The following is a 15,052-nucleotide window of genomic DNA, read 5'->3' as shown; positions in this document are numbered from 1 at the left end:
GCGATAGCCGTTACCAGTGATCGGCAATCGCCGCTTTGCCGGAAAGTTCGGCAAGGCGGCGGCGGGTGGCGGGCGTCACATTTTCCGGCAGGTCTGAGAGATCGAAAAAACCGCTTTCGGTGATTTCATGATCCGGTTTTTTCGGCGTGGTCTGGGTGACCTGAAGCCGGTAGAGCGCCACATGATCGCGGTTACTGCCTTCCAGATTGAGATAGACATGCAAAAGCTCCGGCTTCGAGGAAGCCTCAAGATTGCCTTCCTCGCGAATTTCCTTGTGTAATGCCGCGAGCAGGGTTTCGCCGCGTTCCACCCCGCCGCCCGGCAGATACCAGCCGGGCAGATAGGTGTGCCGCACGAGAAAAATCCTGCCCTGTTCATCGTAGCAAGCGGCGCGCACGCCAAGGGTTGCACCGCGCGTGAACAGGAAAACGAAATGCAGAATGCGGATCAGCAGGCGCGTGTGGAACGGGCGGGCGTCCCGCCGCATTGTCTCATCACTCACTCTGGTTTCTCCCCGTCGGCAGGCTTTTGTTGGACGTGTGGCATATCATAGGTTATCTCTCCCGCCATGTTCAAACTTGCGCATATTTCAGACGTCCATTTGGGGCCTTTGCCGAAACTCACTTTCCGGGAACTTGCATCGAAACGGATCACCGGTTTCGTCAACTGGCATCGCAACCGCCGCAAGCATCTCTTCACCGATACGCTTGAAAAGCTGCTCGACGATCTCGAGACAAAATCGCCGGATCATCTGGCTATCACCGGCGATCTCGTCAATCTTGCGACCGGCATCGAAATCCGCGCCGCCGCCGATTGGCTGGAGGAAGTGGGCGATCCCGAAAGGACCTCCGTCGTTCCCGGTAATCACGACGCCTATGTGTCCGGCGCGCACGACAAGGCCATGCAGGCCTGGTATCCTTACGTGCGCGGTGATGGCGACCCTGCGGAATGGGATGATGACCGCAAGATTTTCCCCTATATGCGCGTGCGCGGCCCCGTCGCACTGATTGGCTGCTCCACCTCCATTGCCACACCGCCCTTCTCCGCAACGGGATATTTCGGTAACCGGCAGGCCCGCGCCACGGCGGAACTCTTAAAAAAAGCCGGTGAACAGGGCTTGTTCCGCGTGGTGATGATCCATCATCCGCCGATCCGGGGTGCCACTGCCGCCCACAAGCGCATGTTCGGCGTTCGCCGTTTTGCAGCAGCACTGGGCGTCGGCGGTGCGGAGCTGGTGTTGCATGGGCATACCCATTTGAACACGGTTTACTGGCTGAATACGCATCACGGGCTGGACCATATCCCCGTCGTCGGCATTTCCTCCGCGAGCCAGGGGCCGGGCGGGGAAAAACCGCGGGCGGCCTATAATCTCTTCAACATTTCCGGCGGTCCCGGCACCTGGAACGTTGCCTGCGAACGGCATAGCCTCAACGAGGCCGGCACGGGTGTGGCGCTTGAGGATATCAGGGTGTTTTATGAAAATGGTAGGCCGCTGGGCTTTTCGCGTCCTGCGGAGCAGAGTCCGGAGGAGTAAAGCGACGGAAGGTGGGGGTAAACCCACCCTCCAAGCAAGCTCACTTCGCCCGCTCTTCCAACACCCGGTTGGCCGCCGAAACGATTGCCTCCAGCGAAGCCGCCACGATATTCGTGTTGATCCCCGCGCCGAACAACTTACCACCCGGATGCTCCATCTCGACATAGGCGATGGCCGAAGCATTCGAGCCATGCTGCAGTGAATGCTCCGAATAATCGTTCACCGACAGATCAACCCCGAGATAAACCGACAGCGCATTGATGAACCCGTCGATCGGACCCGTTCCCTTGCCCTCGATGCGCTTCACCTCGCCATTGTCGGTGATCTCGGCGGCGACGATGCGCACGCCCTTGAAATCGCCGGCCGGATAGGTGTGGTGATCCACGAACTTGATGCGCGCATTCGGCTGTGTCACGTAGCGCTCGATAAAACGCTCGTAGATGCGCTTGGCGGGCAGCTCGACACCCTCTTCATCGGTGATGCGCTGGATGTCCTCACGGAACTCCACCTGCAAATTGCGCGGCAGGTTGATGCCGTAATCCTGCTGGAGAATATAGGCGATGCCGCCCTTGCCGGATTGTGAGTTGATGCGAATGATCGCCTCATAGGAGCGGCCGACATCCTTCGGATCGATCGGCAGATAGGGGACTTCCCAAACGGGGTGGTTGGCGACCTTGATCGCTTTCATGCCCTTGTTGATCGCATCCTGATGCGAGCCGGAGAAGGCCGTATAGACCAGTTCGCCCACGTAAGGGTGGCGCTCCGGGATCGTCATCTCGTTGGAATATTCGTAGACATCCTTGATGCGCTCGATATCGCGGCAGTCCAGCTCAGGATCCACACCCTGCGTATACATGTTCAGCGCCAGCGTCACGACGTCGACATTGCCGGTGCGCTCGCCATTGCCGAACAGCGTGCCTTCGACGCGATCCGCACCCGCCATCAGACCCAGTTCGGTCGCGGCAATGCCGGTACCACGGTCATTATGCGGATGCAGCGAGATGATGACGTTTTCGCGGTTGTCGATATTGCGGCACATCCATTCGATCTGGTCGGCATAGATGTTCGGCGTCGCCATTTCGACGGTCGAGGGCAGGTTCAGGATCAGCTTGTTGTCCGCCGTCGGCTTCACCACCTCGACCACGGCGTTGCAGATTTCCAGCGCCACTTCCAGCTCTGTGCCGGTAAAGCTCTCGGGCGAATATTCGAAACGATAACCGCCGCCAGCCTTCGCCGCCATATCGGTGATCATCTTGGCTGCATCGACGGCGATCTGCTTGATGCCATGCACATCCTTGCCGAACACCACGCGGCGCTGCAATTCCGACGTGGAATTGTAGAAATGGATGATCGGCTTGTTGGCGCCTTCCAACGCCTCGAACGTGCGGCTAATCAGCTCCGGGCGGCACTGCACCAGCACCTGCAGGGAGACATCGTCGGGCACGTTGCCCTCTTCCACGCACCAGCGGGCGAAATCGAAATCCGTCTGCGAGGCGGAAGGGAAACCGATCTCGATTTCCTTGAAACCCATTTCGAGCAGCAGCTTGAACATGCGTGCCTTGCGGTCGTGACCCATGGGGTTGACCAGCGACTGGTTGCCGTCGCGCAGGTCCACCGAACACCAGATCGGCGCCTTGTCGATGGTCTTACCCGGCCATGTCCGGTCGGGGATATTGATGGTCGGGTAAGGGCGATACTTCACGCTCGCGTCAGCCATGCCCTTGGAAATATTGGTGATCTTGCCGTCCATTTCGCTTCCTCCTTGCGCAGTCCGCGGGCGTCTTTCGCCATCGGCGGATGCGCGGCCCTTCAGGGCCTAAATCCAGTATAAAATGAGATTTCGAGATGAGGAGCGTTTGCGCCAGCGGGCTTTCGGCCGCCGGGCGCTCCTCACTGGACCCGGCAACCGCGTGTAAGGTCGAGGCTAAGAAGCGAGAGTGCACCGCACGGCGAAGCCTTCGCAGAAATCTGCGCGCTCATGCCAAAAATGGTTGCGATGCTGTTGCTCATGGCGATGTGTATAAACAGCGGCTGGCGGTCTGACAAGTGATCTTGTGATGCGCAGGCTTATTTTGCTTGACGGCCAGTCTCCAGCCTTTCAGCGATCCACAATTTGACAAGCGATTGCCGGGTCACACCGAGACGACGTGCTTCGTTGTCGAGATCGTTGACGACCCACGTCGGAAAATCGATGTTCACGCGCTTGGGTTCGATGTTCAGATGGCGCGCCGTCGACCAGTCGAGATATTCGCTGATGTCTTCGCCGTCATCGGCCATCCTGTCGAATTCTTCTGCGCTTATTGTCTTCATAATGATACCTCTCTAATTCTCGGACACGTCGCACGGAAATGATGCGAATACGGCCACCCCGCACTGTATGGACAGCCAACCACAACTTCTCCCCGAGAAGTGCGATGAGGGCGAACCGCTCTTCTCCAATATTCTGCGCTGTAACCGTCAAACCGAATTTATCGTGCCACAATGCCTGTGCATCGACAAAATCGATGCCGTGTTTGTCTTTATTGCCAGCGCTCTTTATCGGATCAAATTCGAATACCATAGGAATATAATATAAAAACTATACCATTTCCACCATCTAACCACGCTTCACCACCCGCTGCAACGCCATCATCAGCCCGCCGCCGATCAAGCCCCAGAAGGCCCCGGAAATGCCGCCGAAGGAAAGGCCGGATGCGGTGATGAGAAAGGTAATGGCCGCCGCCTCGCGGGTTTCCGGCTCCCTGAAGGCTGCGACTGCGGAGCCGGAAAAGGCGCCGACCAGCGCCAGCCCCGCCACCGCCTGGATGAGGATGGGCGGCGCCAGCGCCACGAAGGCGGTGACCACGCCCGCCAAAAGACCGAAAATAATATAGCCGACACCGCCGATGATCGCCGCCCAGTAACGCCGCGTTGGATCGGGATGGGCGTCCTCGCCCGCGCACATGGCCGCCGTAATCGCCGCGAGATTGACCGCATGCCCGCCAAACGGCGCAGAGAGCAGCGAGAAAAAGCCGGTCGAGGCGAAAAGCGGTCCGGGCTGCGGATTGTAATGATTGACCTTGAGCACCGCGATACCGGGAATATTCTGCGAGGCCATGGTGACGATGAAGAGCGGCAGCGCGATGGAAACAACCGCGTGGAGACTGAAGACAGGCGTTACCCACTCCATCGGCGGCGTCAGCGATTGCGCCACGCTGCCCAGCGCACCCGCCGGAATGTCGACGCCGAAAATCATCACCAGCACGAAGGCGGCAAGAGCGGCGGGCACAGCGAACAGCCGTTTGAAGGCTCCCACCACGATCCAGGCAAGGATGATGGGCAATCCAAGCGCCGGGTTGAAACCGATTGCCTTGATGGGCGCGAAACACAGGCCGATGATGACGCCCGAGAGCATGGCGTTGGCAAGCGGCGCAGGAATGGAGGCGACAGCCTTTCCCAGCGGCCTGAATAGGCCCGCGATGATGATCAGGATGGCGCAGATGATGAAACCGCCGACGGCCGCCGGAAAGCCGCCCTCAATGACGCCGGTGGTCGCAAGCAGCGCAGCGCCCGGCGTCGACCAGGCGATGCTGATGGGAAGCCGGGTGGCGGCGGAAAGGATAATGGCGCAAAGCCCCATTGCTACCGAAAGCGCCATCAGCCCCGACGCCGCCTCGAAATCCGTCGCACCGACAGCTTTCAGTCCCTGCAGCACGACGGCGAAGGAGCTGGCGAAACCGACAAAGGCGGTGAGGCAGCCCATGAACAGGCTCTGGACGGAAAAATCTTTCAGCATGAAGCACTCTGCGACCTGCTGCCTGTCGCAAACAACCGCAACGGTCCACATTGGCGACAGGCAGAAACAAAACTGAAGCGTGACGCGCGAATCCGGGGATGGCGACACGCTCTGGATGAAGCGTGATTATATTCAGGATCAAAAAAGACGCCGCTTGGCAAGATGAGCCGCCAGACTTCAGGTACGGCGGAGCGGAAAACGTCATCAAAGTTTAGCGGCGCGGCGCTAATCCTGCCTGCATCACGACCGATCATGCACAACAAGAGGGACCCTTGCCATGCTCCGCACCGTCACCATCGTCGCCTGCTGTTTTGCAGCTCTGCCGGCCGTAGCCCAGACCCCGCCGCCACCAGCGTTTCTGGGCCAGATCGTCGTTCCATCGGGTCTTTCCATTGATGGCGTTACCTTCGGCGGCATTTCCGATCTCGCCTTTGACAGCGAAACCGGACGTTATCTCGCAATTTCCGATGACCGCGTGGAAAAAGGGCCGGCCCGTTATTACGAGCTGGAACTGGCCGTGACGGAAGGCGCCGCCACGCTCAACATCGCCGCCACGCGCGAACTGAAGGATGAGACTGGCGCCGCTTATGCGCCGAAGGGCATCGATGCGGAGGGCGTCGCGCTCGACCGCAAGGGCGGCAAGCTCTACTGGTCGTCCGAACGCGACCTGAAGAACCAGCCGGCTCTCTACGTCGCGGACCTCGACGGCAGCAATGTGAAGCGGCTGGAGCTGCCGGACGCCTATCTCGTCGACGACGCAAAGACCAAGGGCGTCCAGAACAACCTCGCTTTTGAAGGCCTGACCCTGATGCCCGGCCGGCTGATCGCCGCCACCGAAAATGCTCTCATCCAGGACGGCCCCAAGGCGACGCCGCAGGCGGGCAGCCCGGCCCGCATCCTCGTCATCGACACGGCGACACTGAAGCCGGTCGCCGAGCACGTCTATGTCACCGAGGCAATCTCGAAGACGCCGACGGCCGCCGAGCCGAAATATAACGACAACGGCCTTTCCGCCATCGCCGCACTGCCGGATGGTCGTTTTGTCGCCGTCGAGCGCAATTTTGCCTCCGGCGTCGGCAACCACATCCGCTTTTTCATCGCCGACATGTCCCGCGCCGACAATATTCTCGGCAAGGACAAGATCGATCCGGCATCCGTGGCCGCCGTGTCCAAATCACCCTGGTTCGAAATCAACGAAGGCGATTTCGGCCTCGATATCGATAATATCGAAAGCTTCGCCTTCGGCCCGGTGGTGGATGGCAAGCAGCTCTTCGTCATCGCCTCCGATGATAATTTCAACACGGGCAAGCAGTTCACCCAGTTTGCAGCTTTCGCAATTCCCGCCAACCTCAGTCAGTGAAATCCGCCAGAAGCGGAATGCCGGCTCTGAATCAGCTCAGGGCCGGCATCGGCAATTATTCCGAGAGGCGTCTTCACCAGCGAAGCAGACGTGAGCCGGCAAAAGCGCCAGCGATGCCGGTCACTAAGATGCCCAGCGAATACCAGATCAACACGAAAGCCATGCCGTTTTCGGTGCAGAACCACGAATAGACCCAAGCTCCGGCCGCACCCGCGGCAATGCCTGCGGCAAATCCCGCAAGCGTGGGATCAGCGGGAGCCGAACGCTTGAGAACCGCAAAATTCGCCATAAACAGCGGCAGTGCAAAAGCAACGATGAAAAACGGGCAATGCAGCGCCGACGACCCGATAATAAGGGTGCTGTAGGTGCCGGGCACGGCAAATCCGAGTTGAACGAGCGCGATAAGCGCCATGGCGACAAAAATCAGCGCAAGCCACACAAACAGGAAACCCCGCTCGCCTTCCGGCCGCGCAAGCCGCATGACGGCGAAAAAGGCAACCGTGGCAAGAACGGCGTTATAGGCGGATTTGACCCAGAAACCCGGTTCGGTCATGGCGTCACTCATGTCGACGCGAAGCCCCAGAATGGCCAGCATCAGCACCAGCGAAAGGCCGAGCGCAGGCAAGACGGCGAACGCCAACCTCCGCTCCAGCGCGAAAGCGGCAACAGGTTTCAGATCGCCCGCCAGTTGTTCGATGATGTCTTCCGTCTTCTTCACGTGTCCCCCCGCAACTTTGCCGCCAGGACTTTCAGCGTTCTGTGAATACCGACCCTCGCCGCAAGCTCGGTCTGGCCGGACTGTTGCGCCGCTTCGGCAATTGAGTGACCTTCTAGCTTCACCCTTCGAATGAGATCCCGTTGCCGTTCCGGCAGTTCGTCGAGCAGCCGCTCCACATCCATGCGGGCTGTGACCGCGTCAACAGACGGTTCCGCCTCCAGCGTTTCATCAAGTTCGACTTCCGCCAACAGGCGCGCACCCCGGCCCCGATAGTGATCGATGAGCTTGTAGCGCGCTATCGAAAAGAACCACGCCGTGAAAGGTCGCGCACGATCATAGGTCTCTCGTTTGGCGTGAAGCGACAACAGGGTTTCCTGCACAATATCTTCGACATCGCCTCTGGCGGCGGCGGCCATGCGCCTGCCGTAATAGGCGATCAGCAGCCGTCTCAGGGCATGAAGCAAATGCCTGTAGGCACCTTCGTCCCCATCGAGGGAACGCAGCATCAGCATTTTCAGTGTCTCTTCCGAAGGGCTGCCTGTCATCGTCACTATCGGGTTATTCGCGCTCAGGAGGATATTGTTACATGGTGACTCAAAAAAAATCTCGCTCGAACTTGCCCTCTCAAGCACGTGAAGATGTAACGGCCGGCCCAAGGCCTGCGACATTATGAAATAACACCGACCTTAAACGAAAAGCCCGCACCGGCTTCCACCGATACGGGCTTTCTCAACTGAAAAATCGAAAGCTCAGAGTTCCGACTGACTCTCGACGATCTTGCCGACGAGGCCGTAATCCCTGGCCTCTTCCGCGCCGAGCCAATAATCGCGATCGATATCCTTGGCGATCTTTTCTTCGCTCTGGCCGGTGGCCTTGGAGAAGATCTTGATCAGGCGCTGGTTCATCTTGATGATTTCGCGGGCCTGGATTTCGATGTCGGAGGCCATGCCGCGCGTACCGCCGGAGGGTTGGTGCAGCAGGAAGCGGGTGTTCGGCAGGCACAGGCGCCGTTCCTTCGGCACCGAAACGTAAATCAGCGCGCCGGCGGAAGCGACCCAGCCCGTGCCGATGATATAGACCTTCGGCTTGATGAACTTGATCATGTCATGGATGGAATCACCCGATTCGACATGGCCGCCCGGCGAATTGACATATACGCGAATGTCGTCGTCGCTGGCGGCGGCAAGGGCCACGAGCTGCGTGCAAACCTTCTGCGCCAGTTCCTGCGTGATGCCACCATAGATGAAGATCGAACGCGACTTGAAAAGATTCGCTTCCGTTTCCTTGCCGATCGGCAGTTCCTTGCTCTTGTCGTCTTCGTCTTCGTTCATCAACGGCTCTCTCCAGCAAAATTCGTGCATGCCCTTCGGACATAGTGCGACTTGTTACGTAAGGCAATGAGCGAAAAAGGCAAGGTTTGCCCTCCAACAATAAACAGCACCACCGGCAGATGACGCATGGACAGCCTGTCTGCCTTCGCGATATCGTTGACGCCTCATTACAGCGCCGCCGGCTGCGGGAAGCCCAAGATCCCGTTGCGGGCGGTCATAATCTGAAGCCCAAGATCCCGTTGCGGGCGGTCATAATCTCAAGAGGGAACCATGCTGAAAAGACTAAGCCTCGCAGCCGCCGCACTGGGCGTTACCGCCCTGCCCGCTTTCGCCCATTTGAACCCGGAAGAACACGGCTCCTTCATGGCCGGCGTCTCCCACCCCTTCTTTGGTGCGGATCACATTCTGGCGATGGTGGCCGTCGGCATCTGGGCCTCGCAGATCGCCGTGGCGCAGAACGACCGCAAGGCGCTGTGGATAGTGCCTTCCGCCTTCGTCGGCACCATGGCCGTCGGCTTCCTGATGGCGGTTTACGGCATCGGGCTTCCCTTCGTCGAACCGGCCATTCTCGCCTCCGTCATCGGTCTCGGCCTGCTCGTTGCCATGGCGACAAGGCTTCCCACGGCAGCGGCGGCGGCCGTCGTCGGCGCTTTCGCGCTTTTCCATGGCCATGCCCATGGCGGTGAACTCGGCAGCGCCGGCGCGCTTCAATTCGGCATCGGCTTCATGATCGCCACCGCCATCCTGCATGCGGCCGGCATTGCGCTCGGCCTCGGCATTGCCCGTTTCGGCTCAGTAGCCAGCCGCACCGTCGGCGCCTTGACGGCGATTGCGGGTCTCTCGCTCGCTTTCGGCGGCTGACGATCATTACCGAAATTTAAAATTCGGGCCGCTTTGAAAAGCCGGAATTGAGGCCTACCTCCTTATCGTGGATTTTCGCTTCACGGTAAGGAGGCAGCATATGTCACCGGAAGAAAGTCAGCTTCTCAAGGGCCTGTTCGAAAGAACCAGGGCCGCATCCGCCACCCCGCGTGACCGCGAGGCGGAAACATTGATCGCAGACGCCGTGCGCGATCAGCCCGCGGCCCCCTATTATCTCGCCCAGGCTGTCATCGTTCAGGAAAAGGGACTGGAAGCGGCCGCAGCCCATATCAAGCAGCTCGAAGACCGTATCCACGCGCTGGAAAGCGGCAATAGCGCCCCACAGGCCGCAGCGCAGGGCGGCTTTCTGAGTTCCATCTTCGGAACCGGCCAGTCACAGCCGCCAGCACCGACACCCGTCCCTGCCCCGCAAGCCTCATGGCGCAACGATACCACCGGCCAGACGGCGGGTCCCTGGGGATCGCCCGCAGGCCAGCAACCCGGCGGCCCCTGGAGCCAGCAGCCCGCCGCATTCGGGCGCACATCAGGCGGTGGTTTTCTACAGGGGGCCCTCGGAACCGCCGCGGGTGTCGCCGGCGGCATGCTGCTCGCCAATTCGTTGAGCGGCATTTTCGGCGGCCACATGTCGTCGCTCGGCCTTGGCTCTCCCTTCGGCGGCAATAGCGGCATCGGCAACGCGCCAGTCGAGGAAACCGTCATCAACAATTATTATGGCGACAGCGCCAGCCCGCAAAACAACGACGATGACGATATCCAGCAGGCCGATTACGACGACAACGCCGACGATGCGGATTTCGATTCAGGCGACGACGGTTCGTTCGCCTGAATCATCGATCCCGACAAAGCCGGATCAGCCGCGACCGCGATAGGTGGGAACGCCCTGATCCGGCAGCCACACACTTTCAGGCGCCGGTCCGGTCTGCCAGAAGACGTCGATCGGAATGCCGCCACGCGGATACCAGTAAGCGCCGATGCGCAGCCATTTCGGCTGCAGCAGCTCCACCAGCCGCTTGGCAATATAGACCGAGCAATCCTCATGGAATGCGCCGTGGTTGCGGAAGGACTGCAAAAACAGCTTCAGCGACTTGGATTCCACCAGGAAATCACCCGGAATATAGTCGATGACGATATGGGCGAAATCCGGCTGGCCGGTCATCGGGCAAAGCGATGTGAATTCGGGCGCAGTGAAGCGCACGACATAATCGGTGCCGGCATTGCCGTTCGGCACTTTTTCGAGCACGGCCTTTTCCGGGCTCTCAGGCGTATCGACCTTCGTGCCCAGCTGCGACAGGCCGGAAACATCCGTCACGGACATGGAAAACTCCTGTTTTTCAAACAATCACTTTGACGCCATGCGCCTTTTCGCCCTCAGGCTCGACGTGAATGGCAAGGCTGGCGCCGGGTATGACGTCCCTTATGGCATCTTCGAGGCGGTCGCAAATATCATGCGCCTCCCGCACCGTCATGACAGCAGGGACCACGACGTGAAAATCGATGAAGGCGGCAGAGCCGGCGCGACGTGTCCGCAGATCGTGTACGCCAATCACACCGCCGGAATGTTCGGCGATGGCCTTCTTGATCGCCTCGTCCTCTTCCGGCTCCACGGCCCGATCCATCAGCCCGCCAAGCGAATGCAGAATGACCTTCGATCCCTGGAACAGGATGTTTATGGCCACCAGAATGGCGAGCAGCGGATCGAGAATGGCGTAGCCCGTCAGCAATGCAAGGACAAGGCCGACGAGAACACCCGCCGAGGTAACGACATCCGACATGATGTGGTGACCATCGGCCGCAAGCGCGGGTGAGGAATGTTTTTTGCCGACGCGAATCAGGATTATCGCCCAGACAGCATTAACGATACCGGCCACGGCATTGATCGCAAGGCCAAGCACCGGCGCTTCCGGCAATCTCGGAGTGAACAGAGCGCCCCAGGCCTCCTGCACGATCAGGAGCGCGGCAACGACGATGAGTACACCCTCCACGACCGCGGAAATATATTCCGCTTTATGGTGGCCGAACTGGTGGTCGTCATCGGCCGGCTTCTGCGCATAGCGAATGACGAAATAGGCGATGAAGGCCGCGACCACGTTCACGGTCGATTCCAGACCGTCCGATAAAAGCGCGACCGAGCCCGTGACCCACCAGGCCACGAGCTTCAGGCCAAGGACGCCGAAAGAAAGCGGGATGCCCCAGAATGCGAGCTTGCGAACCAGCGCCCCGCCCGGCATATTGCCTTCATTGTTCATTTTCTGCCCCCGTGCGGATGCGAACGAATTGCATCATCAAGTGCCAAAACGCACGAACCGCGCGCACGGGGTCTCCGTGCGCGCGGTTCGCTATTTGCGCGTTCTATCCTTCAAACGGAGAACAAGGTCAAGGGCCTTGAGCCCTCGTCCAAAACGTCATGCTTCGCTTTTTTGCTCGCAGAAACGAATGCGGTTGCCAAACGGATCGGTCACTTCCATCACATCGCCCCATAGCAGTTCTTCAACGCCCGGCTTCATGAAGCGATAGTCCTTCGCCGCCAGTTCCTGTTGATAGGCGTGAACGCCGTGCATGGTGACGAAGATGTTGGAACCCGGCGTCGCATCCCCATGATGGCCGCTGAGGTGAAGCCCCATTCCGGCTCGTGAAACCTGCATATAGAGCGGGAAATTTTCGCCGAATCGGTGTTCCCAATCGACCCCGAAACCGAGAAACTCGACATAGAACTCCCGCGCCTTGGCCTCGTCGAAGATCCGGACAATCGGGAACGTCCGTCCGAAGCCGATGTCTCCAAAAATCTGTTTCCCGGCGTCGCCCATGCTGCCTTGACCCATTTTCGGCCGCAAAAATGAAACCGGCCGCACAGGTGCGGCCGGTAGGATCAGCTTATTCGGCTGCGACGATCTTGCCGTCCTGCCACTTGAAAAGCGAGAAGGCCTGCGAGGTCAGGTCGCCGTTTTCGCCGTAGGTCACCTTGCCGATTGCGGTCGGGAAAGCATCACCGCTTTTCAGGGCCGTGGCGACGGCTTCGGAATCCTTGGCGCTTCCGGCCTTCTCGATGCCGGCCTTCAGCACTTCAACAGCGGCATAGGCGTTGAGTGTGAAGGCTTCCGCCGGAATGTTGGCGGCCTTCAGCGCTTCGGCAGCGGCCTTGGAATCGTCGTTCTTCAGCGCGTCGGAAGCGTTGGTGAAGATCGTGCCTTCGCCAGCCTGCGAGCCGATGTTCCAGAACTCGCTGTTCGACAAGCCGTCACCGCCGATAACGGCAGCCTTGGAGCCGATATCCTTCAGCTGACGCACCAGAAGACCCGCTTCCGGATGGTAACCGCCGAAATAGACGATGTCGACATTGTCGGACTTCAGACGGGCCGTCAGCGCGCCGAGATCCTTTTCGCCGGGCGTCAGCGCGTCGTAGAGCACTTCGGTCACGCCGCCGGCGTTCAGCGTGGTCTTGAAGGCGTCTGCCAGACCTTTGCCGTAAGCGCCCTTGTCGTGAATGATGGCGATCTTCTTGTCCTTGAGGTTGGCGAGAACATATTTCGCCGCAACCTCGGCCTGCTGGTCGTCACGACCGCAGGTGCGGAAAACGTTGGAAAGGCCGCGGTTGGTCAGGCCCGGCGCGGTCGCCGTCGGCGTCACCATCAGCACGCCGTTTTCGGCAAAGACATCCGATGCCGGAATGGCGACGCCGGACGTCACAGGACCGACGACGAAGTGGATGCCCTCGGCAACAAGCTGGTTGGCCGCGGAAACGCCCTGCTTCGGCTCACCGCCGTCGTCGGCAAGCTTCAGCACGACCTGTTCGCCGAGGATGCCGCCCTTCTTGTTGATTTCATTGACTGCCGTCTGGGCGCCGTTCTTAACCTGGTCGCCATAGGCGGCGACAGGACCGGTGAGTGGCGCAATCAGGCCGATGACGATCTCGGCATGAGCAAGGGGTGCGAATGCGAAGGACGCTGCAAGCGTCACGCTGGTCAATGTCTTCAGTTTCATCCTGGTGTCTCCTTAAAGGGGGTCGCGGGACCCGGTGAGCGCCATGGGCGCCGACCGAATGAAACTATCGGACGCCTCCCGGCGAAAACTCGTTCCATTTTTGAATTCCGAGCCTTCCACTCAACTCATACGGAAGGTTTGATGATTTATGCAAGTCACCTTTGCTGGATTAGCTCTATTAGCGGTAAATCAATCGCCGGATCGACCGTGATTGCGCCATCGGAAAGGACGCATCGGCTTTCCGTAAACGCTTGGCGTTTGGTCGCCGCTGGAGGATAATACGCCATGATCGCAGCAGATGAAGAATTTCTGACGGGCCTGCCCGTCTTCCGGCATTTTGAAGATGTGGCCGACCCGACGCTTTATCGCGCCCTGCCGCCGGGATGGGGGCTGGCCATCGCCGATATCGTCGATTCGACTTCGGCCATCGGCACCGGCCGCTACAAGGCCGTCAATATGGCGGGTGCGGCGGTCATATCAGGCGTATCGAACAGTCTCGGGCGTCACGACCTGCCTTTCGTTTTCGGCGGCGATGGCGCCGCCGTCACGGTGCCGCCCCAGGGGCTGCCTGTCGCACGAACGGCACTTTCGAATGTGCAGCGTTGGGTAAAGGACGATCTCGATCTTGCCATGCGCGTGGCGCTGGTTCCCATCGAGGATATTCGTGAAAATGGCTTCGATATTCGCGTCGCGCGCTTTCAGGCAAGCGAGGATGTTTCCTACGCCATGTTCTCAGGTGGCGGCAACAGCTGGGCGGAAGCGCGGATGAAGGACGGGCAATATGCCCTGCCCGCCGCAGAAACGGGCGAACGCCCCGATCTCACCGGTCTTTCCTGCCGCTGGAACCCCATTCCGGCAACCCACGGCAAGGTGGTGTCGATTATCGCCGTGCCGGGACCGTCGCGGGACATGCCGGCATTCCGTCAGCTGGTCATCGATCTCGTTGATCTCGCCGAGCAGGATGCAAGACACGGCCACCCCGTGCCGGAGGATGGGCCGAAACTCGGTTTCGTGCGCGAGGGTCTTAGCCTCGAAGCCCGGGCCGGCGCTGCTTATCACGATGCCTGGGGCAGGATGCGCCGCTCGTTTCGCATCCTGGGTGAAAGCTTCCTCGTCAATCTCCTCGGTTTGACCAAACTGTCGCTTGGACGATTTAATGCGGATCGTTACAGACGCTCGGTCGCCAGCAACACCGATTTCAGGAAATTCGACGACGGTCTGAAGATGACCGTTGATATCGACGCCGCCCGACTCGAAAATATCCGCGCGCGGCTGGAACAGGGGCGCCTGTCGGGAAGCTGTTATTACGGCCTGCACGAACAGGATGCCGCATTGATGACCTGTATTGTTCCATCTCCGCTTTCGAGAGACCACATGCATTTCGTGGATGGCGCCGACGGCGGATATGCCGCTGCAGCAACCCGCCTCAAACAACAGATACAAACGGCTGCGCCGGTATGAAAACCGCGCTAAT

Annotated in this window: 17 protein-coding genes; 5 read left to right on the top strand and 12 right to left on the bottom strand. The window is 59.7% G+C overall.

The window, feature by feature from the left end; translation table 11 throughout:
• Nucleotides 1–10: 10 nt before the first annotated feature.
• On the bottom strand, nt 11–487 hold the full coding sequence (locus tag BS627_RS01665; RefSeq protein ID WP_420836188.1) for an NUDIX domain-containing protein: 477 nt from the start codon (nt 485–487) through the stop codon (nt 11–13).
• 81 nt (nt 488–568) lie between these two features.
• On the opposite strand from BS627_RS01665, the gene BS627_RS01660 reads away from it, so the two are divergent.
• Entirely contained in the window at nt 569–1,534 is a 966-nt protein-coding gene (locus tag BS627_RS01660; protein WP_077981556.1) for a metallophosphoesterase family protein, read from the top strand.
• Between the two features lie 40 nt (nt 1,535–1,574).
• Here the strand turns inward: BS627_RS01660 and leuA are convergent, their stop codons facing one another.
• The 4 genes from leuA to BS627_RS01640 form a co-directional block, all read right to left on the bottom strand.
• The gene (gene leuA / locus BS627_RS01655) at nt 1,575–3,284 is read right to left on the bottom strand and encodes a 2-isopropylmalate synthase (RefSeq protein ID WP_077981555.1); all 1,710 of its coding nucleotides are present in this window, start codon (nt 3,282–3,284) and stop codon (nt 1,575–1,577) included.
• Between the two features lie 317 nt (nt 3,285–3,601).
• Entirely contained in the window at nt 3,602–3,844 is a 243-nt protein-coding gene (brnA, locus tag BS627_RS01650; RefSeq protein ID WP_020808480.1) for a type II toxin-antitoxin system BrnA family antitoxin, read from the bottom strand.
• Entirely contained in the window at nt 3,801–4,094 is a 294-nt protein-coding gene (locus tag BS627_RS01645) for a BrnT family toxin (protein WP_077981554.1), read from the bottom strand. Before BS627_RS01645 ends, brnA begins: the two co-directional genes overlap by 44 nt.
• Before the next feature lie 36 nt (nt 4,095–4,130).
• The gene (locus BS627_RS01640) at nt 4,131–5,309 is read right to left on the bottom strand and encodes a benzoate/H(+) symporter BenE family transporter (RefSeq protein WP_077981630.1); all 1,179 of its coding nucleotides are present in this window, start codon (nt 5,307–5,309) and stop codon (nt 4,131–4,133) included.
• 277 nt (nt 5,310–5,586) lie between these two features.
• Here BS627_RS01640 and BS627_RS01635 point away from each other — a divergent pair, with 277 nt between their 5' ends.
• On the top strand, nt 5,587–6,669 hold the full coding sequence (locus BS627_RS01635) for an esterase-like activity of phytase family protein (RefSeq protein WP_077981553.1): 1,083 nt from the start codon (nt 5,587–5,589) through the stop codon (nt 6,667–6,669).
• Between the two features lie 73 nt (nt 6,670–6,742).
• On the opposite strand, the gene BS627_RS01630 is transcribed toward BS627_RS01635, so the two are convergent.
• The 3 genes from BS627_RS01630 to BS627_RS01620 form a co-directional block, all read right to left on the bottom strand.
• Nucleotides 6,743–7,387 (bottom strand): NrsF family protein, encoded by a 645-nt coding sequence (locus BS627_RS01630; RefSeq protein WP_077981552.1) that lies wholly within the window; start codon nt 7,385–7,387, stop codon nt 6,743–6,745.
• Nucleotides 7,384–7,899, bottom strand: a complete 516-nt coding sequence (locus BS627_RS01625) for a sigma-70 family RNA polymerase sigma factor (protein ID WP_162520318.1) — start codon at nt 7,897–7,899, stop codon at nt 7,384–7,386. Before BS627_RS01625 ends, BS627_RS01630 begins: the two co-directional genes overlap by 4 nt.
• 237 nt (nt 7,900–8,136) lie before the next feature.
• A complete protein-coding gene (locus tag BS627_RS01620) occupies nt 8,137–8,718 on the bottom strand; it encodes an ATP-dependent Clp protease proteolytic subunit (protein WP_077981551.1) in 582 nt (193 codons plus the stop codon).
• Nucleotides 8,719–8,988: 270 nt separating this feature from the next.
• On the opposite strand from BS627_RS01620, the gene BS627_RS01615 reads away from it, so the two are divergent.
• Both BS627_RS01615 and BS627_RS01610 read left to right on the top strand, forming a co-directional pair.
• A complete protein-coding gene (locus BS627_RS01615; protein ID WP_077981550.1) occupies nt 8,989–9,579 on the top strand; it encodes a HupE/UreJ family protein in 591 nt (196 codons plus the stop codon).
• A 100-nt stretch (nt 9,580–9,679) separates the two neighbouring features.
• Nucleotides 9,680–10,426: a DUF2076 domain-containing protein gene (locus BS627_RS01610; RefSeq protein ID WP_077981549.1), complete on the top strand. Its 747-nt coding sequence runs from the start codon at nt 9,680–9,682 to the stop codon at nt 10,424–10,426.
• A 24-nt stretch (nt 10,427–10,450) separates the two neighbouring features.
• Here BS627_RS01610 and queF read toward each other — a convergent pair whose 3' ends face one another.
• The 4 genes from queF to BS627_RS01590 all read right to left on the bottom strand — a co-directional run bounded on the left by queF (nt 10,451) and on the right by BS627_RS01590 (nt 13,578).
• Nucleotides 10,451–10,915, bottom strand: a complete 465-nt coding sequence (queF, locus tag BS627_RS01605) for a preQ(1) synthase (RefSeq protein WP_077981548.1) — start codon at nt 10,913–10,915, stop codon at nt 10,451–10,453.
• Between the two features lie 16 nt (nt 10,916–10,931).
• Nucleotides 10,932–11,846, bottom strand: a complete 915-nt coding sequence (locus tag BS627_RS01600) for a cation diffusion facilitator family transporter (protein ID WP_077981547.1) — start codon at nt 11,844–11,846, stop codon at nt 10,932–10,934.
• Nucleotides 11,847–12,002: 156 nt separating this feature from the next.
• Nucleotides 12,003–12,404 (bottom strand): glyoxalase superfamily protein, encoded by a 402-nt coding sequence (locus BS627_RS01595; protein ID WP_077981546.1) that lies wholly within the window; start codon nt 12,402–12,404, stop codon nt 12,003–12,005.
• Between the two features lie 67 nt (nt 12,405–12,471).
• The gene (locus BS627_RS01590; RefSeq protein ID WP_077981545.1) at nt 12,472–13,578 is read right to left on the bottom strand and encodes a branched-chain amino acid ABC transporter substrate-binding protein; all 1,107 of its coding nucleotides are present in this window, start codon (nt 13,576–13,578) and stop codon (nt 12,472–12,474) included.
• 285 nt (nt 13,579–13,863) lie between these two features.
• Here BS627_RS01590 and BS627_RS01585 point away from each other — a divergent pair, with 285 nt between their 5' ends.
• A complete protein-coding gene (locus BS627_RS01585) occupies nt 13,864–15,039 on the top strand; it encodes a DUF3095 domain-containing protein (RefSeq protein ID WP_077981544.1) in 1,176 nt (391 codons plus the stop codon).
• Nucleotides 15,040–15,052 lie beyond the last annotated feature (13 nt).

It is taken from the genome of Agrobacterium salinitolerans (assembly GCF_002008225.1).
Lineage (GTDB): Bacteria > Pseudomonadota > Alphaproteobacteria > Rhizobiales > Rhizobiaceae > Agrobacterium > Agrobacterium salinitolerans.
The sequence above is the reverse complement of the archived record's forward strand: the minus strand, read 5'-3'. Positions and strand labels throughout refer to the sequence as shown.

What these genes read in the sequence shown, in the direction of transcription:
- BS627_RS01665 (WP_420836188.1), bottom strand. Translation starts at nt 487, where the DNA reads ATGCGGCGGGACGCCCGCCCGTTCCACACGCGCCTGCTGATCCGCATT.
- BS627_RS01660 (WP_077981556.1), top strand. Translation starts at nt 569, where the DNA reads ATGTTCAAACTTGCGCATATTTCAGACGTCCATTTGGGGCCTTTGCCG.
- leuA (WP_077981555.1), bottom strand. Translation starts at nt 3,284, where the DNA reads ATGGACGGCAAGATCACCAATATTTCCAAGGGCATGGCTGACGCGAGC.
- brnA (WP_020808480.1), bottom strand. Translation starts at nt 3,844, where the DNA reads ATGAAGACAATAAGCGCAGAAGAATTCGACAGGATGGCCGATGACGGC.
- BS627_RS01645 (WP_077981554.1), bottom strand. Translation starts at nt 4,094, where the DNA reads ATGGTATTCGAATTTGATCCGATAAAGAGCGCTGGCAATAAAGACAAA.
- BS627_RS01640 (WP_077981630.1), bottom strand. Translation starts at nt 5,309, where the DNA reads ATGCTGAAAGATTTTTCCGTCCAGAGCCTGTTCATGGGCTGCCTCACC.
- BS627_RS01635 (WP_077981553.1), top strand. Translation starts at nt 5,587, where the DNA reads ATGCTCCGCACCGTCACCATCGTCGCCTGCTGTTTTGCAGCTCTGCCG.
- BS627_RS01625 (WP_162520318.1), bottom strand. Translation starts at nt 7,899, where the DNA reads ATGCTGATGCTGCGTTCCCTCGATGGGGACGAAGGTGCCTACAGGCAT.
- BS627_RS01620 (WP_077981551.1), bottom strand. Translation starts at nt 8,718, where the DNA reads ATGAACGAAGACGAAGACGACAAGAGCAAGGAACTGCCGATCGGCAAG.
- BS627_RS01615 (WP_077981550.1), top strand. Translation starts at nt 8,989, where the DNA reads ATGCTGAAAAGACTAAGCCTCGCAGCCGCCGCACTGGGCGTTACCGCC.
- BS627_RS01610 (WP_077981549.1), top strand. Translation starts at nt 9,680, where the DNA reads ATGTCACCGGAAGAAAGTCAGCTTCTCAAGGGCCTGTTCGAAAGAACC.
- queF (WP_077981548.1), bottom strand. Translation starts at nt 10,915, where the DNA reads ATGTCCGTGACGGATGTTTCCGGCCTGTCGCAGCTGGGCACGAAGGTC.
- BS627_RS01600 (WP_077981547.1), bottom strand. Translation starts at nt 11,846, where the DNA reads ATGAACAATGAAGGCAATATGCCGGGCGGGGCGCTGGTTCGCAAGCTC.
- BS627_RS01595 (WP_077981546.1), bottom strand. Translation starts at nt 12,404, where the DNA reads ATGGGCGACGCCGGGAAACAGATTTTTGGAGACATCGGCTTCGGACGG.
- BS627_RS01590 (WP_077981545.1), bottom strand. Translation starts at nt 13,578, where the DNA reads ATGAAACTGAAGACATTGACCAGCGTGACGCTTGCAGCGTCCTTCGCA.
- BS627_RS01585 (WP_077981544.1), top strand. Translation starts at nt 13,864, where the DNA reads ATGATCGCAGCAGATGAAGAATTTCTGACGGGCCTGCCCGTCTTCCGG.